This window comes from Aquirufa sp. (assembly GCF_044377215.1).
Lineage (GTDB): Bacteria > Bacteroidota > Bacteroidia > Cytophagales > Spirosomataceae > Aquirufa.
In genome coordinates, this window is the sequence record NZ_JBILJM010000011.1 from 1 (window position 1) to 24,135 (window position 24,135).

Below are 24,135 nucleotides of genomic sequence, written 5' to 3' on the forward strand. Positions count from 1 at the left end.
TGCTCAAAAATAATATGCGCGCAATCTATTTGATTCTTTTTTGTTTATTGGCCAATATCCCTTTCGTGAATGCGCAAAAAAAAGGCGTATTGTCTCCGGCTAAGCAAGAGGAGTTGATGGCCGAGGGGATGCGTTTTTACACCAAAGGGGATTTTGAGGAGGCGATTTTAGTTTGGGAAAGTATGCTTCCTCATATAAAACAGGAGCCTGCTTTATATTTTTATGCAGCTAAATCGTATGCGGCGCTGGCAAAACCGGCGCTTGCTATACAGCACGCGAAAAGAGCGCATGAACTGTCGCCCTACTCCTTAGATTACGGTTTATTTTATAGTGAATTATTGTTGCAAGAGCGGCGATTTGATGAAATGATTCAGTGTTTGCGTCAATTAGCTCAATACGATGAATCGCAGCCAGATGTAAATTTACTTTTGGCGCAGGCTTATTTGTGGAGTGAGCAGGGGGATTTAGCTTTAGAAGCATTGGAAAAAGCGAATCATTGGATTGGGGAGTATCCTGAAATCATTCGGACCAAACAATTTATTTTATTGAAAAAGCAACGTTTATTGGATGCTTTGGCGCTAGGAGCGCAATTAGTTGCGCAGGAGGAAGGTGAAAATTTAGTTGCCTGGGATCAGATGGATGTGGCTTGGGAGTTAAGCAAGGGGGATTCCGTGCGCAATGCATACATTCGTTTGGCGGAGCAATTTCCTACAGAGGGTCAGATTCCACTTTTACTCACGCATGTGTATGTTCAGGAAAAGGATTTTGGCGCTGCTTTAGGTCAATTACATGCGGCTTCGGAAGATCGTTCGTTAAATCCGGAAATGATTTCACAGGTTGCGTTGAAGGTTTTTGAGCTGATAGATACGAAGGAAAAGTGGGCTGCAGCATTGGATGTCACGCAGCATTTTATTCAAATGTATCCCCAGGAACCTCGATTTTTGGCGATTCAAGGCGATTTGTATGTGAGTTCTCAGGACTTTGCATCGGGATTGGCACATTATTTACAAGCTGCTCGCTTGGGTAAAAGTAAGATTGAAGTTTGGGCGCGTATCATCCAATTGGACTTTGAGTTAAGCGCGATTGATAGTGCGATTGTGCATGCGCAGGAGGCTTTGGTACTGTGGCCTACCCATGGTTTTTTCCATTTTCAAAAGGGTTTTGGGCAATACATCAAAGGCAATGTGGCCGGTTCTTTGATTTCATTGGAATTAGCAAAGACCCATTTACAGCCAGAGGATGGATGGGATGTTCAATTATACTCAATTTTGGGCGATGTGTATCAGGCCCAAAAAAGGTATCGGGATTCGGAGAAGGCTTTCGATTATGTGTTACGTAAGCAACCAGAAGATGAGCATGTGCTAAATAATTACAGTTATTATTTGTCTATGCGGAAGGAGCGATTGGTGGAGGCGGCTGCGATGTCGAGGAAATTAGTGCTGAAATCCCCAACCAATGGGACATATTTGGACACCTATGCCTGGGTTTTATTTCAGCAAGGTTTGTTTACAGAGGCTTTAGTTTATTTAAAATTGGCGGTTGCAGATAAGGAGTCCGCGAGTGCCACGGTCTGGGAGCATTTAGGCGATACCTTATATCGATTACAACGTGTGGATGATGCAGTGGTAGCCTGGAAACAGGCCAAAAAATTAGTTGGTGAAAATCAAATACTCGATAAAAAGATTGAGATGAAGCGAATTATCGAAAATTGAGATATTTTTGTATACTTTTTAATGCCTACCGGTAACTATGCGCTACGTAATTATACTCCTTTGCTTTGTGTTTGTGGCCGCGTGCCAGCGAAAGCAGTCGGCAGTCATCGTGCAAGCCATACATCAGGATACACTAGTTCGTGATACGGTGGTGGCGGAAGTTAAGAAAGTAGAAGTTCCGCTCCTTCCGGAGGCGGATCGACGTGAGGCGGTGGAGGATTTACGGTTCAACTACCTAAAAGCAAAATCACGTGTTGTTTGGAAGTCAGGCAATAATCAAGACACTTATACCGTTGACATACGCATGAAACGTGACAGTATCATCTGGGTAAATATTGGTCAGACGGGCATTACGGGGGCGACGGGTATTTTTGACCAACAGCATTTGCGTTTTTATCAAAAAATTAGCGGTCAATATTTTGACATGTCCTATGACAGTTTAAGTGTCATGATGGGTTTTCGAATTGATTTTCGGATGTTACAGTCGTTGGTTGTGGGGAACCAACCATTCAAGCGAAATAACTCACGGGTTATTCGGGAGAATGAAAATATTATTATCAAGCAAGATTCGGGGCGGATTAAGATCGATAATATGGTTGGTCCAAACCGAAAGTTGAAAAAGTTATTAGTGAATGATGAGCCTACGGCAAACAAATTGACGATGGATTTTGAGGAATTCACGACTTTAAATCAGGTTGTTTTTCCGTTTTCGAGTTTGATTACGTTGGATGTTAAGAATAAGGAGAACAAGCAAGTGTCGACGGTGATTAGTATCAAATATTCCAAAGTAGAATTATTGGACACACCATTGGAATTTCCGTTTCGTGTTCCGGTTAAATTATTGAATTCAAAACCATGAGATATATTTTTGTTTTAATTAGTTTGATTTGGAGTTTTTCAACCAGTGCGCAGGTAGATAAGAAGACGCAATTGGAACAACAGAAAAAGGACAATTTGGCTAAAATCAAGGAGTTGAATTCCATTATTTCTAGGACCTCTAAAAAGAAGAATGCGTCGATCGGGAAGTTGAACGTTTTGAAACAGCAGATCGGGGTGCAGAAAAAGCAGATTACGATATTGAATGAAAACCAACAACTTTTAGCCGCAGAAGCAACGAAGTTGGCCCGCGAAAGTGATATCCTAGCGGCCAAATTAGAGCGCTTAAAAAAGAATTACGCGCTGATGTTGTTTGAGTCACAAAAGGTTTCAACAGTTTCCAATAAAATCAGTTTCTTGATTTTATCGAATGATTTTGGTCAATTCACGCGACGCATGGATTTTTTACGTCAGTTTACGAAGAATCGAAAAGATCAAGCGAATAAAATTTTTGAGACGCGTCAGGATTTAATGACCAAGAAGCAGCAAGTGATCTTCAAGAAGAATGAAGAGAAGAAGGTGATTGTCGAGAAGGAAAAAGAAACCAAAACGCTTGAGGTATTAAAGACCAAGGAAAATAAGGTGGTTACGGTCTTAACGCAGCAGGAAAAAAAGTTGCGCACGGAATTGGAGCGTAAGAAATTAGCCATTCGGAAGTTGGATAATTTAATTGCAGGAATCGTACAGCGCGAAATTCAAAAGTCGATGGAGCGGGAACGTAAGCTTCGTCAAGCAGCGCAAGCGCGTAAATTAGAGGTAAATAAACCTGCTTTGCCGAAGGTGAAATTAGATGAGGGAGTTGTTAAAAAATCGGAGAAGCTTGGTGTAGAGGAGCAGCCAAAGGCAGAAACTAAACTAGAAGCGAAGGCTGAGAAGAAAGAAGTTGTGAAAGAGAAAGCTGTTGTGGCTGAAAAAGTTGCCGAGCCAGCGTTGAATTCAAATACGTATTATATGAATGCGGAGGAGGCGAAATTAGCTAGTTCGTTTAGCGCCTTGCGCGGACGGATGCCGTTCCCTGTTCCCTCTGGATTTATCTCGGATCACTTTGGTGTACATAAACACCCTATTTTGAAGGGAGTGATGATCAATAATAATGGAATTGATATTCAAACTTCACCGGGTTCCCCTGTGCACACCGTATATGACGGCGTTGTGCAGTCGGTGGTGAACATACCGGGAATCAATATGGTGGTAGCGATCCAGCACGGAGATTATTTTACCGTGTATAGTAAGTTGGCCGGCGTATCTGTCAGTACGGGTCAAAAAGTGAAAACGGGCCAACGAATCGGATCGGTTGCTTCGGATGAGGATGGTACGTCGGAGATTAATTTCCAGGTTTGGAAAAATACGGTTCGTCAAAACCCTGAAGTCTGGTTGCGTCGTTAAATTTTATACAAGATGCGTAGGCTGATGTTTCGACCTTGGTCGTCTGTAAAATATCGGAAGCGATTAAGATAATCGCGGTACGATGTATTCAGGGCGTTATTAATGCGAATACCCACATCTATTTTCTTGAGGTTGATTCCCCAATTCGCTTGTACTAATTGGTAGCCTTTAGGTGGTTCCGAGTAATCAGATCCTGGTTCCACGCGTGTTTGTCGGCTTACTTGAATGAGGCCAACACTTATATATTGCTTTTCCTGCATCCAACGGTAGGTCAAGGTATACTCAAAGCGATTTGCTGGAATATTAACGAGGTAACGTTTGTTGGCCGACGAGTTGTCAACTGCTTGGACGATACTTGTTTTGTGTTGGAGCGCGAGATTGGGTGTCAACTGGTAGGTGGCTTGCGCATCGATACCGCTAAAAATGGCATTGATTTGTTCGTAGGTAAAAACCGGAAATGCGCCACGTACGGTGGTGAAGTATTCGGCCACGCCACGCGTAACCATGGGCTTTAAATAGATAAAGTTTTGAATGTAATTGTGGAAGACGCCAAGTTCAATTTGTAATTTATTGGCATCAATTAAGGTGTTTAAGCTGGCATTGTAGGCCGTTTCCCCTGTCAAATTGGGATCTCCAATTTCAAATGCAGCGGCACCATGATGGACGCCATATGAGAATAATTCATTCACGCCAGGCGCACGGAATGCACGAGCTAGTATCAGGTGATTTGTCCATTTTTCTGACCAATGGTATTTAAGGCCGGCGCTTCCTGAAAGGCCCATGAAATCGTTCTTACTACGGTTAATTATGGGTGAATAATTGATTTTTGGCCGATATACGTCGATTGTTTTTTGGTCGACACGTAGGCCAACTTCAACTTCAAATTTTTCTTTTACCAGGCGCTCAATCGCAAAAACGCCTAAGGAATTTTGGAGGTAATTGGGGAGTAGGCTAGATGTTAATGTGGGTATGGTTACACTTCTGCCCGAGGTTAAATTACCTTGCATTTGTAAGTTAAAGCCAAATTGCCCTTTCCATTTTTTAGCTGTGTTTGCCTCATCCAAAACAAGCTCGCTTGTATACGTTTGGAGTAAGAAGCGTAAATTATTTACGCCTCTACCGGCGCGCAGCACATCTAGTTCGAGTCTTTCATTGTTTTGAAAGGCAAGCGTTCCGCGCATGGTTTGACCTGACGCGAATTTATATTGAGATTTAAACTTACCCAAGCTGTGGTTTATATTTTGATATGGACGAGATATTTCTCTACTGAATTCAAGGGGAGTAAATACCTCAAAAGGCCTTGAACGGGCAATCGATTTTTCAAGATCATTGACATTCCCAATGTGGGAGCCCAAATAAATTCCAATAACGGAATGAAAATGGCTGAAGAATAAATCATTAGACCAGTTATTTTTTTTGTAGCCAATGGCTGCAGAAAAATTCTCTTCTTGAACACCTGTATTTGCCAAAAAATAGTCGGCCGTACGTATATTTCCCCCATTTTTCAGCGTTCCTTGCAAACGCCAGCCCCATCCATTTGCGCGGTTAAATCCACCTTCCAGCATGCCGGACAAAACGGCTTGTCGGCCATTTGTAAAATAAATCGATTGCATTTCCCCTTTCAATCCAGCGCTATCTGGTAGAGCATCGGGTTCCATCATGACCATACCACCGATGGCATCTCCTCCATACCGTAACCCGCCGGGGCCTTTGATTACTTGAATATTTTTGGAGACAAATGGGTCCACCTCTGGTGCGTGTTCGCTTCCCCATTGCTGACCTTCTTGGCGGATACCGTGGTTTAATATGATTACTCGGGCCGAGTGCATACCGTGAATAACGGGTTTTGATATAGTGCTTCCTGTTTGTAAACTTTGCACGCCACTGATCCCACGTAACATTTCTCCTAAACTTAAACCGTCTCGTTCGGATCTTTCGGTTTCACTTAAGTTGCCGCGAAGTTGGGCACTACTCTCACTTTTTTTTCCGCTGACGACGACCTCTTGGAGGTGCTCGTCATGGCTTTCTAGCGTGAAATTTTCGTTGTGATTTGCCTCGTCTTGGATGGAGATGGGTATTTCTATCGCATCAAAACTGCTCATTCTGCAGATCAATGTATAGTCGCCAGGACAAAGGGATTGGATTTTGAAATGACCATTTCGGTCGGATAGAGCGAATTTATTAGTTCCTTTTATGTAAACATGGGCCCCAGATATGGTCTCTTTGGTTTCTTTTGAAGTAACATTTCCTTCCAAGGTGCATGAACAAGCGGCCTGCCCAAAGAGCATGCTTGCTGGTGCAAGAAGCAATAAAAGAAAAAATATTTTACGAAACATGAATGCCTAAAAGGGGTGGTAAATATACGGTAAAATAGGCTGAAAAGCCTACTAATTGATTATTTCAACTAACTCGCCGACGAACACCAATATCTTGTCGATAAAATTTTGTTTAATTTATTTTGAAATTTGTTAAACAAATATTTGTTTTGTTTAATCTTTTTATAAATTTGTTAAACAAAATCAACAGAACAAAGATGACGGCGTTAGAATTTTCTTATCAAGTAGGCAATTTTTCCAAATTTTTGAAGCCATTTGCGTTACGTTTAACGCGTGATGGAGACGATGCAAACGATTTGGTACAAGACACTTTAGTTAAGGCATATACAAATCGCGATAAGTATATGGATGGAACGAACTTGAAGGCATGGTTATTTACCATCATGAAGAATACGTTCATTACTCAGTACCAACGAATGGTTCGTCGGAACACATTCATTGACACGACAGAAAATTTACATTTTATCAATTCATCAGAAACAGTTCAAATCAATTCCGCTGAATCTACGTTCATGCGTGAAGATATAAATTTGGCATTAAGTCATACAGAAGAGATGTACCGAGTTCCTTTTCTCATGTATTTTGAGGGGTTTAAATATCATGAAATAGCAGATGAGCTGGATTTGCCAATTGGCACAGTCAAAAACCGAATCCACATCGCTCGGAAATCTTTAAAGCAGCATTTGCAAATGTACGCTTAACATATTAATTACGTTTTTTTGGTTAACAGAGGAGGAAGTAAAAAGTCAGATTTTATCTGACTTTTTCTTTGTCCGGATAACGCATAGAATTCCTATATTTGTTTCGAATATGAAGAAGATAATTGTAATTGGTGCAGGATTTTCAGGCTTGTCAACTGCGACAGCGCTTGCTGATCAAGGATATGAGGTTGAAATTTTTGAAAAAAATGACCAAGCGGGTGGTCGTGCACGTGTGTTCTCGGAAAAAGGATTTGTCTTTGACATGGGGCCTAGTTGGTATTGGATGCCTGATATTTTTGAAGATTACTTCGGCAGGTTTGGTAAAAAGCCATCGGATTATTACAATTTAGTTCGTTTAGACCCGTCGTACACAGTTATCTTGGATGAGCAGCAAATCATCGATATGCCTGCAAATTACACCGCACTAAAAAACTTGTTTGATTCCATTGAGCCGGGTGCAGGAAATGCATTAGATCGATTTTTGGAACAAGCGGCCTATAAATACAAGGTGGGGATTCAAGAATTTGTTTGGAAACCATCTACTAAAATCACCGAATTTTTAAGTCTTCGCGTTTTGATTGATGCACTCCGCATGGATGTTTTTCAATCTTTTTATAGTCATGTGCGTAAGTATTTTAAATCGCCAACGCTCTTGAAATTAATGGAATTTCCCATTTTATTTTTGGGAGCTATTTCGCAAAATACGCCTGCCATGTATAGTTTAATGAATTATGCAGAAATTAAATTGGGTACTTGGTATCCGATGGGCGGCATGCACAATATTGTCAAAGGGATGGTTGCCCTAGCTGAGGAAAGGGGTGTTAAGATTCGGACCAACATGGAGGTTACGGGTTTTGGCATAACGAATGGCCGTGTGCAATCTGTCAAAACAACTTCTGGAACGTGGGAGGCTGATGCGGTGGTTGCCAGTGCAGATTACCACCATGTGGAAGAGCTTTTAGGAGATGCCTATCGAAATTACGATGAGTCGTATTGGGATAAACGTGTCATGGCTCCGTCTTCGTTATTATTTTATTTAGGCATAAATAAGCGTTTGCCTCGCCTGAAGCATCATAATTTGTTTTTTGATCGTGATTTCTCCGTGCATTCGCACGAGATTTATACGGAGGCTTCTTGGCCAACTGACCCGCTTTTTTATGCTTCAGCACCTTCTGTGACGGATCCATCTGTGGCTCCTGAAGGATGTGAAAATGTATTTTTACTGATTCCGGTGGCGCCAAATTTGGTTGATACCGAGGAGGTACGCGAAAAATATTTTGCGCAATTGATGGATCGTTTGGAGGCGTATTGTGGTGTTTCGATTCGGGATTCGATTGTTTATAAGCGCTCGTATGCGCACCGAGATTTCATCGGGGACTATCATGCGTTCAAGGGGAACGCGTATGGGTTAGCGAACACATTGATGCAAACGGCTATTTTAAAACCAAGTTTAAAAAATAAACGGGTGGCTAATTTGTTTTACACGGGCCAACTAACCGTTCCGGGACCGGGTGTTCCTCCTTCACTTATATCAGGTTTAGTCGTTGCTAAGGAAGTTGACAAATCATTTAACTAGTCAAATGGATTTATATTTAAAGGTATCGCTCGATTCGAGTAAGTTGTTGACACAAGCTTATTCAACCTCTTTTTCATCTGGGATTCGGACTTTGGATAAACAATATCATGAAGCGATTTATGCGATTTATGGTTTTGTGCGTTTGGCGGATGAGATTGTAGATACCTTTCACGACCAGGATAAGCAAGCGCTTTTAGCGCGATTTCGCGCTGACACCTTTCAGGCAATTGAAGAAAAAATTAGCTTGAATCCTATTTTGCATTCATTTCAATGGGTGGTGAATACATTTCAAATTGGGCATGATTTGATTGATGCTTTTCTGGTTTCCATGGAAATGGATTTGACGGATCGAGTTTATGATGTCGCGACATACAAAACGTATATATATGGTTCCGCAGAGGTGGTTGGCCTTATGTGTTTACGTGTTTTCTGTTTAGGGAATTCGGAGGAATATGATTTTTTACGTGCGGATGCTTGTGCTTTGGGTTCAGCCTTTCAAAAGATTAATTTTTTACGGGATATTAAGTCGGATTTTGATGAGCGTGGACGTGTGTATTTTCCGGGAGTTAATTTTGAAACGTTCTCCGATACGGAGAAGAAAGAAATTGAAGCGGATATCCAGTTAGATTTTGATGCGGGATTGCGCGGCATTGAGAATTTGCCAAAAGCTGCTCGAAAAGGCGTTCTACTCGCATACGAATATTACATTCGATTGTTTGAAAAGATCAAGGCGCTTCCTGCATCTCGAGTTAAGGAAGAGCGTATTCGAGTGCCAGATTGGGAAAAATTGTTGATTTATCTCCGCGTGTAATATGGATTTTTGGCTTCTCCTTGTTTTACTCGGCATCATGGCATTTTTATATGCCTCAGTAGGACATGGTGGAGCATCTGGCTATCTAGCCGTTTTAGCTCTATTTAGTGTGGCACCTGCGGTGATGAAGCAATCGGCTCTTTTGTTGAACTTGGGTGTTTCGTTGATGTCGTTTATCGCATTTTACCAACAAGGATATTTTAAGTGGCGTTTGTTTTGGCCTTTTGCCTTGGGGTCTATCCCGGCAGCTTTTTTGGGTGCGCGCATTCCACTGAGTGATTCAAGCTATAAACAAATTTTGGGTGTTTGCTTATTGATTGCAGTACTTCGTATGCTAGTTAGCTTACGCGAATCGTCGGCTAAGCCACTTCCTTTGTGGGCAGGTTTAACTGCTGGGTCCTTGATCGGTTTACTTTCGGGTATGATTGGAATCGGGGGTGGAATTATTTTGAGTCCGGTTTTATTATTGTTTCGCTGGGCAAATTTAAAAGAGGCGGCGGCGGTTTCTGCACTGTTTATTTTTGTTAATTCGATTGCAGGTTTAGCTGGATTAAAAACATGGATTCCCTTAGATGACACCTCGCTTATCTATTGGTTGGCGGCCTCATTAATCGGGGGTTTTTTAGGTGCGAGGTGGGGTGCTGGTGTAGCATCAAATTCGAAGGTAAAATGGGTATTAGCTTTGGTGCTTATTATTGCATCAGTGAAACTTTGGTTTGTATAAATCGATAGGATGGAAAATGTAAATCAGGATACGGGATTTGGGGAGCGGAGTGCCGATATGGGTGGTCGCATGGTCAATAAAGACGGGTCATTTAATATTCGTCGCATTGGGATTCATGTCCATCATCGGGTAAGTAATTATCAGAATATGTTGACCATGAAGAGGTGGCGATTTTTGATTGTTATTTTGCTGGTTTATTTGTTGATAAACGCTGTATTTACCGCGCTGTATTGGCTTGCGGGTCCTGAAGGTTTGCAAGGTGTTGATTACCAGCAAGATACTTGGGGTCAGTTAAAGCAGTTGTTCTTTTTCTCTACGCAGACATTAACTACGGTGGGTTATGGGCGCATAAATCCCGTGAGTGAATTAGCTAATTGGATTGCTGCACTTGAATCGCTGGTGGGATTTTTATCTTTAGCCATTGCTACTGGACTTTTGTATGGTCGGTTTTCACGGCCAAAGGCATTTATTCGTTTTTCAAATTTGATTGTGTATTCTCAGTACAAAGGAGGGAAGGCGTTGATGTTTCGATTGGTATGTTATAAGGACGACCATTTATTAATGAATGCAGAAATTAAGGTGAATGTACGTATCCTAACTCCAGACAATACCTATCGTTTTTATAATCTTCGCTTAGAACGAAACCGCGTGGATAGCTTAGTTTTGAATTGGACTGTTGTTCATCCTATCGATGAGGATAGTCCATTTTATGGTTTGTCCCAAAAAGAGATTGTTACCTTGCAGCCTGAAATTGCCGCAAATTTGACAGGATTTGATGAGGTGTATTCATCCACCGTTGTTGCACGTATTTCCTATACCATTCAGGATTTTAAATTCGGATTTAAATTCTTGCCCATGTATTTCAGCAAATCCAAACGAACCGATTTAGATTTAGCCAAATTGAACCTAATCGATCAGGAATAAAAAAATCTCGAATTTAGCTCATTCGAGATTTTATCAGTTTCCTGGAGTAAATTATCAGTTTTTTTCTAGGTGAGTTGCATCTAAAACCGGTTTTTTGCTAACGCTGCCGGGGTCTTCAACCCCGGCAGCGTTTACCCTTCCTTAGTTTTTCGAACCAGTTACCGCCCCTGCTTTTTTGGCGTTTTGAGCCTCCTGCATAGGATTTAGGCCTCCACCATAGCTGCGCGGTTGCGCTTTAAATAGCTGTACACGGGTCGGCTGAGCGGGCTCACGTGGATATGCATTGTCATCAGTATCTATGTCGGCAATTTCAAAAAATGGGTCTAGCGTCCATTTAACGACTTTTTTCGACGTTGGTATGATTTTCTTTGCCTCTACATCGTTCAAACGCCACACCTCGGCAGGGAAGCGTAAAATCTCATCCGTCCCATCCTCATAATTCAACTTGATAATCACTGGCATTGGCAATCCCCCCTTATTTTTGAAGTTAACCACGTAGAAGTTTTTACCTTCTGAAACCAATTTGCGTTCATCTTCCGACAAGCCACCCAAATAATCTTGATATTTTTTCTTCTCTGCATCTGATGTTGCAAAGCGGTCATAGGTATTGTAAAAATCCGTTAAGTCTGGATTCTCTTCAACCACCGTAGATTTTATATCCGTTTTGTTACGAATATTCGACATTGTTTGGCGCTTCGCGTCTGCCTTTTCTTTTTCTGTTGCCTTTTTAGCTACTGGATCCATATTGTCCACGCCAAACCATTCAACCGTCTCAATGGACTGATTTACTGGCTCCGTTCCGTAGAACCATCCACGCCAAAACCAATCTAAATCCACACCCGAGGCATCCTCCAACGTACGGAAGAAATCGGCCGGATAAGGTTGTTTAAAGGCCCAACGGCGCGCATATTCTTTAAATGCATAATCGAATAATTCGCGCCCCATCACCGTCTCACGCAAGATATTTAAAGCAGCAGCTGGTTTAGCATATGCATTGTTTCCGAAGTCCATAATGTTTTCCGAATTGGCCATAATCGGTACTTGATTCTTCGAATCCAACCGCATGTAAGGTACAATGCTTTGTGGTTCCCCACGACGCGCTGGGAAATTGCGATCCCATTCTTGTTCCGCTAAATATTGGCAAAATGTATTTAAGCCTTCATCCATCCAAGACCACTGACGCTCATCAGAATTGACAATCATTGGGAAAAAGTTGTGACCCACTTCATGAATAATGACACCAATCATTCCATTTTTTACATTTTCTGTATAGGTGCCATCCGCCTCTGGTCGACCGCCATTAAACGAAATCATTGGATATTCCATACCGCCACCTAAGGTCGCATGACATGAAATTGCGACCGGATACGGATAAGCAATCGTTCTTTTTGAATACGATCGCAAGGTATGCGCTACGACCATCGTCGAATATTTTCCCCAAAGTGGATTCGCTTCTTTCGAATAGTAGGACATCGCCCAAACTTTTTTCCCTTCCACGTCCACCTGCAAAGCATCCCAAATAAATTTACGCGATGCCGTAAACGCAAAATCACGTACATTATCAGCCTTAAACAACCATGTCTTTTTGCCTATTGGCTTACCTTTCTCCGCCACTTCCGCCTCAGCTTGCGTCACGATTTCCACCGGACGTGTGGCTGTTTTTGCTTTTTCCCAACGCTTTAATTGGGTAGATGTCATGACTTGATTCGGGTTAAGGAGTTCTCCGCCTGCGCCAACAACCAAGTCGTTTGGTGCCGTGATGGCTACTTTATAGTTACCAAAATTTAAGGTAAACTCACCTTGTCCCATGAATTGTTTGTGCTGCCAGCCATAAACGTCGTTATAAACGGCCATTCGTGGGAACCAGTGTGCAATGAAATAATTTGCATTGCCATCTTTGGTAAATAATTCATACCCTGAACGGCCATAATATTCTGTAATCAGATAATTCCAATCGATGTTAAATATCACTGAGCCCCCCGACTTTACTGCAGTTGGTAAATCAATGCGCATCATCGTTTGATTAATAGTGTGGCGCAGAGGATTCCCTTTGGCATCTTTCACCGCGGTTATTTTATACCCGAAATCTTTAGGGTTTGTTAAATCTTTAAAAGCAGATGCTGGAATGCCATTTTTTATTTCGCCAGTCGCAGCAGTTTTGTTGGCTGAATTTTTCTCAAATAAATTTTGGTCCAATTGAATCCATAAATACGGCAATTCATCCGGAGAATTATTGAAATAAGTAATCGTTTCAGTTCCGGTAATTTTCCGATTAATATCGTCCAATTCCACTTTGATGTCGTAGTCGGCACGTTGCTGCCAATAATCTTTTCCGGGAGATCCACTCGCCGTCCGATAGGTATTGGGCGTTGGAAGTGTAGATTCAAGTTGCTCAAAACGACTATTTGAATTGTAGTTCGTTTGCGCGAAAGTGGGTAAGGTAAACAGGAAAAGAATTCCGAGCTTGTATAATTTGTTCATATGATGAAATAGTATTTTTCAAAAATAGGAAAAACTTATTAAAAACATAGCCTTATGTTGTTGCCCATCTGTGCTACACTATGCTGAGATTATCGCTCAGCCCATTTGGTTTCAAACGTATAATTTGTATTTTTGATGCTTTACAAGCAAATCAACGTATTTTTTAACTACACACATGAGCGTTTTAATTGGACAAAAAGAATATTTCAAAGGAATTGGTCAAATCAAATTTGAAGGTCCTGAATCAGATAACCCCTTAGCATTTCGTTATTACGATGAAAATCGAATAATTGCGGGTAAATCTATGAAGGAGCATTTACGTTTTGCCATCGCTTATTGGCATTCTTTCTGCGGCGATGGTGCTGATCCTTTTGGTCCTGGTACGCATCATTATCCTTGGGATGTTGCGTCTGATGCGCGTCAGCGTGCTGCGGATAAAGCAGATGCCGCGTTTGAATTTATAACTAAAATCGGTGCGCCGTTTTATTGCTTTCACGATGTGGATGCAATCGAAGGTCATAATGATCCGAAGGAATTCACGGATCGAATGAAATTCATCACGGATATTTTCGAGAAAAAACAAGCGGAGAGTGGTGTGAAGTTATTGTGGGGAACGGCCAACTTGTTTTCGAATGAGCGCTATATGAACGGTGCGTCCACGAATCCGAATTTTGAGGTCGTTGCTCATGCAGGTGCCCAACTAAAAGGAGCGATCGACGCAACGATCAAATTAGGTGGCGGCGGATACGTATTCTGGGGAGGTCGCGAAGGCTACATGACCTTATTGAACACTGACATGAAGCGTGAGCGTGAACATTTTGCGCGCATGTTGCACACCTGTGTGGAATATGCACGACGCAATGGTTTCAAAGGAAAGTTCTTTATCGAGCCAAAACCATGCGAGCCTACTAAACACCAATATGACTATGATGCAGCAACCGTTATCGGTTTCTTGCGCGAGTTTGACTTGTTGTCTGAATTTGGATTAAACTTAGAAGTGAACCACGCGACTTTAGCGGGGCATACCTTTGCACATGAGTGCCAAGTTGCTTCCGATGCGGGGATGTTGGCCTCGATCGATGCAAATCGCGGTGATAATCAAAATGGATGGGATACGGACCAGTTCCCAACCGATATTTACGAATGGGCTGAAGCGATGTCAATCATCTTGAAGCAAGGTGGATTAGCGGGTGGCGGTATCAATTTTGATGCCAAGCGTCGGCGTAATTCAACTGATGCCGCAGATTTATTCTATGCGCACATTGGTGGAATGGACACGATTGCTCGCTCCTTAATTATTGCCGACAAATTAGCTTCTCATGGTGAAATGGATCGCTTGAAAGCAGCGCGCTATGCAAGTTTTAATTCAGGTAAAGGGGCTGATTTTGAGGCTGGTAAGCTTAAACTAGAAGATTTGTACCAAATTGCGGTTGAGATTGGGGAGCCAGCCATGATCTCTGGAAAGCAAGAATATTTGGAGAATTTGTTAGGTCGTTTTGTCTAAAAAAACGACATTCGGGGTATGATCAAATTCAGATACCTATTATTTTTTATATTAATTACCAAAGCAGTTGGAGCACAAACTCCCACTGCTTTTTCTACTTCTAAGCCTTGGGCGTATTGGTGGTGGCCGGGAAGTGCGGTGACCGAGACCGGTATTACCCATAATCTAGAGGCTTTTGCCAAAGCGGGTTTTGGCGGCATGCACATTATTCCCATCTATGGAGCCAAAGGCTACGAGTCGAAATTTCAACCTTACTTAAGTGACGGATGGAATCAGAAGTTCGCTTTTGTTTTAAAAGAAGCCAAACGATTGCACTTGGGTATCGACATGACGCTGGGAACCGGTTGGCCTTTAGGTGGTCCACAAATTCGAAAACAAGACGCCGCTAAATCGTATAAAATAGAGCTCATTTCATTAGCACCAGGTCAAAATTGGGTGCCAACTCCCGACATAAAAGCTGCTTCAGTTTATGTGAACAAGGTATTTGTGGAGGATTTGGTGTCCTTGAAAAAAGCAAGTTTTCAAGCGGGGTCGGAGGGAGCGCAGGTGTATGTGTTTAAGGAGAGTCTGACGAACCAACAAGTCAAGCGGGCAGCTCCGGGAGCGGAGGGTTTGGTGATGGATCACTTCAGTAAAGCTGCATTTACCCAGTACCGTGAATCGTTTGTTCCCTTGTTAAAGAAGTCGCACGCGCCACTTCGGGCTTTGTATAATGATTCGTATGAGGCTTATGGGGCAAATTACACGCCTGATTTATTTGCAGAATTCCAACGAATGAATGGCTATGATTTACGCGTCTATCTGGATGTTATGGCCAAATCAAAAGCAGAATCTGATGCTGAAAACGCGATTTGGGCAGATTATCATCGAACCTTAGCTCATTTATTATTAACCGAGTTTACGCAACCTTTTGCCTCATGGATTAAGCAAATGGGCTTTGTGAGTCGGGATCAGGCGCATGGTTCTCCCGGCAACTTATTGGATTTATATGCTGCGGTTGATATTCCAGAAACGGAGTTTTTTGGCAGTAAACCATTCGATATCCCGGGATATCGGGTAGATCCGGATTATGATTCGGTTCGCTTTGGTATTCCGGATGTGCGAAACTTGAAATTAGCTTCATCGGCGGCTAACCTGACGGGTAAGAAATTGGTCTCATCCGAGACAACAACTTGGTTAGGAAATCATTTTAAAGTTTCACTTGCGCAGGTGAAGCCTGTCGTCGATCAGGTTTTTATCGGCGGAGTGAATCACATTTTTTACCATGGGGCAACCTATTCGCCCCCTGAGGTCGCTTGGCCAGGTTGGTTGTTTTATGCGAGCACCAACTTCAATCCGCAAAGTCATTTTTGGGAAGCCTTGCCTGAGTTAAATCGGTATGTGGATAATTGCCAAAAAATGTTGCAGGCGCATCCCACAGATGCGGATGTGCTGATGTATTTCCCGATGGAGGATATTTGGCATGAACGAAATGGTAAGGGGAAAACGCATCCATTGGATTTGCATGCCAATAGTCGGGATTGGATGAAAAATACGTCTTTTGGACACTGGTCGGAGCACATGCAAACCAAGGGTTACCAAGTTGATTATGTGTCTGATTTGCTCATGAAAGGCTTACAGCCAACCGCTAAAAGGACATTTAGAACGGCTTCTGGCGCCGAGTATAAGATGTTGTTGATCCCTGCCCCACATTTTGTTTCACTTGAAACGATGGAATTGTGGGCCAAATGGGTGAAACAGGGTTTACCTGTTTATTTTTTGGAACACATGCCTCTTCAGCCAAATTCGTTTGGCCTGACGGATGAACAAAAGGACCGTTGGCACGCTGCTCGTGAAACCATGGTGATGCGTTGGGTTTCAGATCCAATCAACATCCTAGAACGCTATCGGATTAGTCGGGAATCAATTGCCGACCAAGGAATTTCATTTATTCGTAAGCGTTCGCCTCAGGGAGCTCGGTATTTCATCGCGAATTTGTCCAATCGTTTTTCGGAAGGGATGGTTCGACTTGCGAAGGGAACGATGGATATGGAATTGATCGATCCGATGACCGGGGTAAAATCGGTGGTTCACGCAAATAAAGACAAGGAATTTTTCTTGAATTTGGCGCCTGGCCAAAGTCTTTTGGTTAGTCAGTTGGCATTAAAGTCAAAGGTTCAGGTGATCGGGGATAAGGTAATTAGTCCGATTGAGCCGTTGGGTCAAGTCACAGTCAGTTTTCCGGATAAGCAGTTAAAATCGTTGGTTTTGGACGACTTGGATTATTGGACTCGTGATTCATTGACGCACGATTATTGGGGGAAAGGGACGTATGCCTTTGATTTTGAATTGACTGCGGAACAATTGCCACAGGCGAAAATTTTGCATTTAGATCAGGTAAGGGATTGGGTCCGCGTGAAGATTAATGGTGTTGATTTGGGAATTATTTGGTCACTTCCGTATCAGATTCAAGTTCCGGCTGGTGTATTAAAGACGTCAAATCATATCGAATTAACAGTAACGAATGTATCTGCAAATCGCATCCGAAAGCTGGATCGGGATCGCGTAAATTGGAAGAATTTCTACGAGATTAATTTTGTGGATATTCAATACAAGCCTTTTGATGCATCCAGTTGGGAAGTGACTGAAAGTGGTTTACAAGGTAATTTGTATTTCTCAAATCGATGAGTTTTGTCAAGGAGATAACAGCTGCATTTTACGCATTGGATCATCCGGAAAACGCCTATTGGATGCGTGGATATATGCGGGATCAATACCCGTTTATTGGGATTAAAAAACCTGAACGAACAGCCGTATTCAAGGCTATATATAAGGCACATGGCCGGTGTGAAGATTGGTTTGAGGTTTGTTCGGAATTATTTACGATGCCTGAAAGGGAGTTTCAATATGCCGCGATGGATTATTTATTGATGGCTCAGAAATGTTGGGACAAGCGCCTCCTCGAATTGATTGATCGCTGGGTAGATGCCCAATCTTGGTGGGACGTGGTAGATGTTTTGGGCCCCAAAGTGCTTGGGGCTTATTTTTTGCGTTTTCCTAGTGAGCGGGATGCTTGGATTGCGCGATGGATGGCTTCGCCGGTTTTTTGGCACCAACGTCTCTGTATCTTATTTCAGTTAGGCTATAAGTCAAAAACTGATTTGGTTCTTTTAGTTCAGGTGATTCTTGTCTTGAATACGTCTAAAGAGTTTTTTATTCAAAAAGCGATCGGGTGGATATTACGGCAATATGCACGGACGAATGCCAATTGGGTGTGTGAATTTGTCGAAGAAAATGAGTTGATGCCTTTGTCGAAACGCGAGGCCCTGAAGCACATTTCCCACCTACCTTTGGCAAACCTTGGAGGATTGCCAAAGGTAAGGGGATCTGAGGATTTTTGAAACTCAAAAACTGATAATTTATTTCCGCTTTTTCAATACCGCAAGTTCATGTGCTGTGTCGTAATAACCCCGCAGATTTGACCAATCAAATGTGTCCGCAATACTCTCCACGCGATTCCGTTGCGTGATGCGATCCCGCTGACTTTGTTGGACGAATTTGAAAAGTAAATTCGCCAATTGCTCTGCGGATTCCTGGTAGTTCTGCGTTTTGCGATTCACCACACTCACTCCCCATTGCTCATAATCACGCATAATTTGCATCATGTAATCCCCGAAACCCGATAAGTCAGACGTAACCGTTGGCACACCGCGCGCCATACATTCCAATGGCGTGTATCCCCAAGGTTCATAATAGGAAGGGAAAACACCTAAATGGCAACCGCGTACAAATTGGCCATAATCAAGACCAAACAACGGATTGGTTGAGACAATGAAATCCGGATGGTAAACCACTTTCACTTTATCCTCTTCATTATTCAACAACTTTGTCCGATGCAAATTTCGAATAATATCGTCCTCTTGCTTGAGTAAATGCGTGACTACTTTAGGCCGCGCATTTGTTTTCCAAGTTTGAACGGTCCTTCGTAAACGTAATCGCCAGTATTCGTTTACAAAATCATTTAAATCAGGTAATGATAAATCTTTAGAGGCAGCGGAGGCTTGGAATAATTTCTCGCCAACTTCCTTTTCAATAGCCTGGCAGTTTTCGCGAATTTCGTCTAGGACGGCCCGGGAATGCAAAACTTCTGGGTCGATCGAATGGTAAGGTTGTTTGGTGATAAAAAACATAATCACCGTCTTGCGTGAACCAGATTCTTTCATTTTCCGATTCAATATTTCTAATGCATCCAGAGTCAAATCATACCCTTTATTCGAATATTCAAAGCGCCCCGAAGTAAACAAATACAAGGTTTGGTCCAGGTCAAAGGGTTGATTCTGGAAAAAGTGTCCCATCACAAAATCCGAAATCCGTTTTTTGTAAAGGGAATGTAAGTTTTGGTGCTCGTGGAGCGCCGCAAAACGCTGAATATTCAAACCATTTGGCAAAATTAATTCAGGTATCCTCCCCAAAAATGCTACACATTCTTTCGCAGTAATATCCGATACGGTCGTCAACACATCCGCTTTTTGAGCCGCCGCACGCTCGAAGGAAGCTTGCGCCTCTATTCCATAATGTTTGGCCTCTTTAAGCCAATCAAACTTAACCAAAACATCGTAGAAATTGGGTACGTTTCCGGCCAGATAGCGCCCTAACATGGTCGCGTGGGTGGTAAAAACCGTCGCTATTTTTACTTTTTCTTTACGTAAATCAGGAAGACACGTGGAGGCCATCCATTCATGAAAATGAACGATAATGTCTTTTTTAGTCTTATTTTCAGTCGCTAATTGACTTAAGAAAAGACGAATCATCTCACCAAAAACAATTGTTTGATTGACCAAGTCCTCAACACCCAAGGTCGAAATTTTATGATTTTCCCAAATGCGTCCTTTGATTTCGTCCACGTCTTTCATGAGCGAAGCAATGTCAAAAAGCACAATTTTCGGTTTACCGGTGATGAGCCAATTGCCATAATGAACCTCCAACCCTAAGTTGCGCATCCAGCTAATGGTTTGGCCAACCGCAGTTTCTTCGTCGATCGCTAAGGGTTCAAATTCTGCAGCTGCAGTTTGCGTAAAGTAGGGTCCCAAAAGCAAGTAGTCTTGTTCCCATTTCTCAACCATGGCAGGTACTTTGGTACGAATAACGGTATAAATTCCACCTACTTGATTACACGTTTCCCAGGCAACTTCTACCAAAAACTTTTTCTTATTGGTCGCTTTTTTTTCCATAAGTCTAGGACATGTAATAGCCACTTTCAATTACTTGTGTGACGTTATTTTTCGTAATTGTGAAATTAAATCCTTTTTGAATAGAATAAGCGCCATATTCCCCTTTTTTGTTTAGCGCAAGATAGCCCACCTGGAATTCTTGATATTTATAACGCTTCACAATCCGCATAATAGCCGCCTCGCAGGCTTGTTGGGGCGACATCCCTTGCCGCATAAACTCCACAATCAAAAAGGAACCTAGCGTCTTCATCACAAATTCCCCTAATCCTGTGGCACAAGCACCGCCAACCTCATCGTCACAAAAAACAGCCCCACCGATAATCGGCGAATCGCCCACGCGTCCATGCATTTTAAATGCCATGCCACTCGTAGAACAAGCCCCCGCGATTTCGCCCGACTTTCCTAGTGCCAATAATCCTATCGTATCATGTCGTTCAATATTTACTTTCGTTTCGTATTTTGATTCTTTTTTCCACGCCTCCCATGCTTTTTTAGATTTTTCGGTCAATAAGTTTTGTTGCTTAAATCCCTGTGACAAGGCGAATTGCAAAGCACCTGCCCCCGAAAGCATAACGTGCGGTGTTTTTTCCATGACAGCCCTTGCTACCGAAATCGGGTGCATAATTCCTTCCAAAAAGGTAACTGATCCCGCATTTCCCAAGTGATCCATTATGCACGCATCTAACGTCACATGCCCATCCCGATCAGGATAACCGCCATAACCAACCGTTGTCTCTTCTGGATTCGCTTCAGGTACCCACGCCCCAGCTTCAACGCCATCTAACGCCTTTCCAGTTTGCATAATTTTGTCCCAACCAGCTTTTGTTCCTGCCTCATTTTTCCAGGTTGCAATGATGATTGGTTCTGAGCTTTGACCCGTGGAAATTGTACTAGCAGCCCCCATAAGGCCCGCTGATTGCAGAAATTGTCTTCTTTTCATGTAGTAACTTTGTTGGCGAAATGTAATTAAAAGTAATTTATTTGTTGGTTGTTCGACAATTGCGTAAAATTGCCTTTCTAAAAGTAAAAAAAATCTTAGAAAATTTATCGTTCATCATCAATCGTTTCTATGAACTTAGTTAAAAAGGTATTCCCGTTGCTGATCACCCTTTGTGTAACATACGTTTTGTCAAATTCTTGGGGTACCATCCCACCATTCGGTAAATTTCTCAGTCCATTTCATGGTTTTTGGGTCAACGCAGAAGCACCTGAGGCTGGAGAGCCAACAGAAGAAAATTTGCAAATACCGGGTTTGCAAAAAACAGTTAAAGTGGTTTACGACGAAATGGGAATTCCCCATATTTTTGCCGAAAATGATCACGATTTATTTTTAGCGCAAGGCTATTTAACCGCCAAAGACCGTTTGTGGCAAATGGAATTTCAAACGCATTTTGCGGGTGGACGTATTTCTGAAATTGTAGGAGAAAAAGGGTTAGCGTCTGACCAATTTCAGCGCCGCATGGGTTCGGTATATGGTGCCGAGCAATCCTTTGAGGGAATGAAGGCAGACCCACTTTCAAAGGTCGCTTTGGAAGCGTATTCAGATGGAATCAATGCGTATATTTCAAGCTTGTCGGAGCGCGATTTGCCCCTTGAATACAAGCTATTAAACTACCAACCGGAACCTTGGACTCCCATAAAAAGTGCCTTGTTTCTAAAGAATATGTCCTTTGTTTTAGCTTCAGGTACAGACGATTTGAAAATGACAAATATTTTACGCCAATATGGTCGCGAAGTTGCCGAAGATCTTTTCCCGAATTATCCATTTGAGGAGAGTCCTATCATTCCAACGGGCTCACCTGTCGATTTTAAGCCTGTACCAATTCCTGCGGCTCCGAAAGATTTCATAGGTTTAGGCAGTGCGATGACAACTCCAGAAAAAGACCCGAACATTGGCTCGAATAACTGGGCTGTTTCCGGAAATAAAACGGTTTCAGGCATGCCAATTTTAGCCAATGATCCCCATTTGACTTTATCGCTTCCCTCGATTTGGTATCAAGTACAATTGGTTGCTCCAGGTGTGAATGTATATGGATCGACCATGCCAGGAACACCTAATGTGATTACAGGTTTCAATAAAGACATCGCTTGGGGCGTAACCAATGTAGGCTCGGATGTGCTTGATTGGTATCAAGTTAAATTCAAAGACGCTTCCAAACTCGAATATTGGCACGGCGGTCAATGGAAAAAAACAAAACTCCGCATTGAAACATTCAAGATTAAAGGCAAAAAGGATTTTGTGGACACGGTCTTCTTTACCCATCACGGCCCAGTCGTTTATTTGAGTCATGAAAAAGCGTTCAAATCGAACATCCCTGTTGGCCATGCCTTGCGCTGGATTGCACATGAAAAGTCACAAGAATTAACTACTTTCTATCAACTTAATCGGGCTAAAAATTACACCGATTATACAAAAGCCCTCAGTTATTATTCAGCCCCCGCACAAAACTTTGTTTTTGCGAGCAACGAAGGTGATATCGCGCTGTGGGTAAACGGGAAGTTTCCGTTGAAATCGAAGTTGCATGGAAAATATTTGATGGATGGAACTGATCCCGCTGCCGACTGGCAAGGATTCATCCCGCAGGCGCACAATCCACATGTTAAAAACCCAGCACGCGGTTTCGTAAGTTCAGCAAATCAATTTTCTACAGATGCCTCTTATCCCTATTACATGGGTTGGCAATATGCCCCTTCTGAGCGAGGAAGGCGCATCAATGAGCGTCTTACGGCCATGAGTAAAATCACCATTGACTCATTGCGCGGCTTACAAAATGACAACTTTAACATTCGGGCAAGAAAACTATTGCCACTTTTGCTTGCACAGGTAAGTTCCAACAGCAAAGCTATCGATGAATTAAAGCAATGGAATTTGCAAAATTCATCGGAGTCGATCGGAGCTACTATTTTTGAAACATGGGTGCTGACCTTGCAAACATTCCTTTGGGATGACGAATTTGCCTCCGATGAAAAAGTGCCAATGAATCGTCCTGCCATGGATCGCACGATTCATTTGATTGAGCACGGGGCGCAGGCTCGCTGGTGGGATAATGTGAAGACTAAAAATAAAAAGGAATCGATGCGCGATATTATTTCAGGATCATTTCAAGCGACATTGGATTCCTTAACTAAACACCACGGTCCCATGGGAAATGAGTGGGCTTGGAATAAACATAAAGAAACAGGTGTTCGGCATTTAATTCCAGGAATGGATGCGCTAAGTCGATTGCATATTCCAGTAGGAGGCGGAGGTACAATCGTCAATGCTACAACAACAAAAACCGGGCCTTCTTGGCGATTTATTGTTGAATTGTCAAAGAAAGGCACCCCAAAGGCCTTCGGAATTTACCCGGGTGGACAATCTGGGAATCCCGGTAGTGCGCATTATGATGACTTAATAGATACGTGGGCCAAAGGTGAATTAAAGCCGTTGCTTTATTTAGATAAGCCAACAGAGCCAACAAATAGAATTCGTAAAAAATTAACTTTATCTGTTCAATAGTATGAAATATTCGCTTGGATTAATTCTAGTCTTTGTTGTTGTGGGTGCCTTAATTGGGATGTATTTACCTTGGTATGCCATGGGTATATCTGCGGCTGTTATCGCGTATATCGTTGGCATGAAAACAAAAGGTTCTTTTATCGTTGGCTTCGTGGCAGGGTTTATTTTGTGGGTATTTGCAGCCTATTACACGGTATTGGGACATCCGAGTACCCTACCTGGGCGCATGGCGGAGTTGCTACCATTGAAGGGCCAAGTTTCTCTTTTATATGTGGTGACCGGAATCATAGGTGGTTTAACAACTGGACTGTGGGTTTGGGCAGGCGCTCGTTTACGACAGAAATAATAAAATTTTAGGACAATCAATTTTGACATTGTATATTTACCATTCTTTT

At 42.5% G+C, this 24,135-nt stretch carries 17 protein-coding genes; 13 read left to right on the plus strand and 4 right to left on the minus strand.

The annotated features are described in order from the left end of the window. The 3 genes from ACIQ6T_RS05205 to ACIQ6T_RS05215 form a co-directional block, all read left to right on the plus strand. On the plus strand, window positions 1–1,712 hold a 1,712-nt coding region (locus ACIQ6T_RS05205), incomplete at its 5' end, for a tetratricopeptide repeat protein (protein WP_395784849.1). Between the two features lie 37 nt (window positions 1,713–1,749). Continuing rightward, on the plus strand, window positions 1,750–2,571 hold the full coding sequence (locus ACIQ6T_RS05210) for a DUF4292 domain-containing protein (RefSeq protein ID WP_395784850.1): 822 nt from the start codon (window positions 1,750–1,752) through the stop codon (window positions 2,569–2,571). Next, the gene (locus tag ACIQ6T_RS05215; protein ID WP_395784851.1) at window positions 2,568–3,974 is read left to right on the plus strand and encodes a murein hydrolase activator EnvC family protein; all 1,407 of its coding nucleotides are present in this window, start codon (window positions 2,568–2,570) and stop codon (window positions 3,972–3,974) included. The genes ACIQ6T_RS05210 and ACIQ6T_RS05215 overlap by 4 nt, the downstream gene beginning before the upstream one ends. On the opposite strand, the gene ACIQ6T_RS05220 is transcribed toward ACIQ6T_RS05215, so the two are convergent. After that, window positions 3,971–6,310 (minus strand): TonB-dependent receptor, encoded by a 2,340-nt coding sequence (locus ACIQ6T_RS05220; protein WP_395784852.1) that lies wholly within the window; start codon window positions 6,308–6,310, stop codon window positions 3,971–3,973. The genes ACIQ6T_RS05215 and ACIQ6T_RS05220 overlap by 4 nt on opposite strands. 197 nt (window positions 6,311–6,507) lie before the next feature. Here ACIQ6T_RS05220 and ACIQ6T_RS05225 point away from each other — a divergent pair, with 197 nt between their 5' ends. The 5 genes from ACIQ6T_RS05225 (at window position 6,508) to ACIQ6T_RS05245 (ending at window position 11,046) form a co-directional block, all read left to right on the plus strand. Next, window positions 6,508–7,011, plus strand: a complete 504-nt coding sequence (locus ACIQ6T_RS05225) for an RNA polymerase sigma factor (RefSeq protein WP_395784853.1) — start codon at window positions 6,508–6,510, stop codon at window positions 7,009–7,011. 109 nt (window positions 7,012–7,120) lie between these two features. Further along, a complete protein-coding gene (locus ACIQ6T_RS05230; RefSeq protein ID WP_395784854.1) occupies window positions 7,121–8,587 on the plus strand; it encodes a phytoene desaturase family protein in 1,467 nt (488 codons plus the stop codon). 4 nt (window positions 8,588–8,591) lie between these two features. Further along, window positions 8,592–9,398 (plus strand): phytoene/squalene synthase family protein, encoded by an 807-nt coding sequence (locus ACIQ6T_RS05235; protein WP_395784855.1) that lies wholly within the window; start codon window positions 8,592–8,594, stop codon window positions 9,396–9,398. A 1-nt stretch (window position 9,399) separates the two neighbouring features. Beyond that, a complete protein-coding gene (locus tag ACIQ6T_RS05240; protein ID WP_395784856.1) occupies window positions 9,400–10,122 on the plus strand; it encodes a sulfite exporter TauE/SafE family protein in 723 nt (240 codons plus the stop codon). A 9-nt stretch (window positions 10,123–10,131) separates the two neighbouring features. Beyond that, window positions 10,132–11,046, plus strand: a complete 915-nt coding sequence (locus ACIQ6T_RS05245; RefSeq protein WP_395784857.1) for an ion channel — start codon at window positions 10,132–10,134, stop codon at window positions 11,044–11,046. 141 nt (window positions 11,047–11,187) lie between these two features. Here ACIQ6T_RS05245 and ACIQ6T_RS05250 read toward each other — a convergent pair whose 3' ends face one another. Further along, complete coding sequence (locus tag ACIQ6T_RS05250) at window positions 11,188–13,527, minus strand: M1 family metallopeptidase (protein ID WP_395784858.1); 2,340 nt, start codon at window positions 13,525–13,527, stop codon at window positions 11,188–11,190. Between the two features lie 175 nt (window positions 13,528–13,702). Here ACIQ6T_RS05250 and xylA point away from each other — a divergent pair, with 175 nt between their 5' ends. Genes xylA through ACIQ6T_RS05265 form a run of 3 tightly spaced genes read left to right on the plus strand, consistent with a single transcriptional unit; the run spans window position 13,703 to window position 18,411 of the window. Further along, complete coding sequence (gene xylA / locus ACIQ6T_RS05255; RefSeq protein ID WP_395784859.1) at window positions 13,703–15,031, plus strand: xylose isomerase; 1,329 nt, start codon at window positions 13,703–13,705, stop codon at window positions 15,029–15,031. A gap of 18 nt (window positions 15,032–15,049) precedes the next feature. Continuing rightward, a complete protein-coding gene (locus ACIQ6T_RS05260; protein ID WP_395784860.1) occupies window positions 15,050–17,698 on the plus strand; it encodes a glycosyl hydrolase in 2,649 nt (882 codons plus the stop codon). After that, complete coding sequence (locus tag ACIQ6T_RS05265; RefSeq protein WP_395784861.1) at window positions 17,695–18,411, plus strand: DNA alkylation repair protein; 717 nt, start codon at window positions 17,695–17,697, stop codon at window positions 18,409–18,411. Before ACIQ6T_RS05260 ends, ACIQ6T_RS05265 begins: the two co-directional genes overlap by 4 nt. Before the next feature lie 18 nt (window positions 18,412–18,429). On the opposite strand, the gene ACIQ6T_RS05270 is transcribed toward ACIQ6T_RS05265, so the two are convergent. Then, entirely contained in the window at window positions 18,430–20,241 is a 1,812-nt protein-coding gene (locus ACIQ6T_RS05270; protein ID WP_395784862.1) for a glycosyltransferase, read from the minus strand. 4 nt (window positions 20,242–20,245) lie between these two features. Beyond that, entirely contained in the window at window positions 20,246–21,181 is a 936-nt protein-coding gene (locus tag ACIQ6T_RS05275; protein WP_395784863.1) for a N(4)-(beta-N-acetylglucosaminyl)-L-asparaginase, read from the minus strand. 129 nt (window positions 21,182–21,310) lie between these two features. Here ACIQ6T_RS05275 and ACIQ6T_RS05280 point away from each other — a divergent pair, with 129 nt between their 5' ends. Both ACIQ6T_RS05280 and ACIQ6T_RS05285 read left to right on the plus strand, forming a co-directional pair. Next, window positions 21,311–23,740 carry a penicillin acylase family protein gene (locus ACIQ6T_RS05280; protein ID WP_395784864.1) on the plus strand — a complete coding sequence of 810 codons (2,430 nt, stop codon included), beginning with the start codon at window positions 21,311–21,313 and terminating at the stop codon, window positions 23,738–23,740. A gap of 1 nt (window position 23,741) precedes the next feature. Beyond that, window positions 23,742–24,086 carry a hypothetical protein gene (locus ACIQ6T_RS05285; RefSeq protein ID WP_395784865.1) on the plus strand — a complete coding sequence of 115 codons (345 nt, stop codon included), beginning with the start codon at window positions 23,742–23,744 and terminating at the stop codon, window positions 24,084–24,086. Window positions 24,087–24,135: the final 49 nt, after the last annotated feature.

Coding starts and splice junctions, on each gene's coding strand:
- ACIQ6T_RS05240 (WP_395784856.1), top strand. CDS start 9,400: ATGGATTTTTGGCTTCTCCTTGTTTTACTCGGCATCATGGCATTTTTA.
- ACIQ6T_RS05230 (WP_395784854.1), top strand. CDS start 7,121: ATGAAGAAGATAATTGTAATTGGTGCAGGATTTTCAGGCTTGTCAACT.
- ACIQ6T_RS05225 (WP_395784853.1), top strand. CDS start 6,508: ATGACGGCGTTAGAATTTTCTTATCAAGTAGGCAATTTTTCCAAATTT.
- ACIQ6T_RS05215 (WP_395784851.1), top strand. CDS start 2,568: ATGAGATATATTTTTGTTTTAATTAGTTTGATTTGGAGTTTTTCAACC.
- ACIQ6T_RS05275 (WP_395784863.1), bottom strand. CDS start 21,181: ATGAAAAGAAGACAATTTCTGCAATCAGCGGGCCTTATGGGGGCTGCT.
- ACIQ6T_RS05285 (WP_395784865.1), top strand. CDS start 23,742: ATGAAATATTCGCTTGGATTAATTCTAGTCTTTGTTGTTGTGGGTGCC.
- ACIQ6T_RS05235 (WP_395784855.1), top strand. CDS start 8,592: ATGGATTTATATTTAAAGGTATCGCTCGATTCGAGTAAGTTGTTGACA.
- ACIQ6T_RS05245 (WP_395784857.1), top strand. CDS start 10,132: ATGGAAAATGTAAATCAGGATACGGGATTTGGGGAGCGGAGTGCCGAT.
- xylA (WP_395784859.1), top strand. CDS start 13,703: ATGAGCGTTTTAATTGGACAAAAAGAATATTTCAAAGGAATTGGTCAA.
- ACIQ6T_RS05280 (WP_395784864.1), top strand. CDS start 21,311: ATGAACTTAGTTAAAAAGGTATTCCCGTTGCTGATCACCCTTTGTGTA.
- ACIQ6T_RS05260 (WP_395784860.1), top strand. CDS start 15,050: ATGATCAAATTCAGATACCTATTATTTTTTATATTAATTACCAAAGCA.
- ACIQ6T_RS05265 (WP_395784861.1), top strand. CDS start 17,695: ATGAGTTTTGTCAAGGAGATAACAGCTGCATTTTACGCATTGGATCAT.
- ACIQ6T_RS05270 (WP_395784862.1), bottom strand. CDS start 20,241: ATGGAAAAAAAAGCGACCAATAAGAAAAAGTTTTTGGTAGAAGTTGCC.
- ACIQ6T_RS05250 (WP_395784858.1), bottom strand. CDS start 13,527: ATGAACAAATTATACAAGCTCGGAATTCTTTTCCTGTTTACCTTACCC.
- ACIQ6T_RS05210 (WP_395784850.1), top strand. CDS start 1,750: ATGCGCTACGTAATTATACTCCTTTGCTTTGTGTTTGTGGCCGCGTGC.
- ACIQ6T_RS05220 (WP_395784852.1), bottom strand. CDS start 6,310: ATGTTTCGTAAAATATTTTTTCTTTTATTGCTTCTTGCACCAGCAAGC.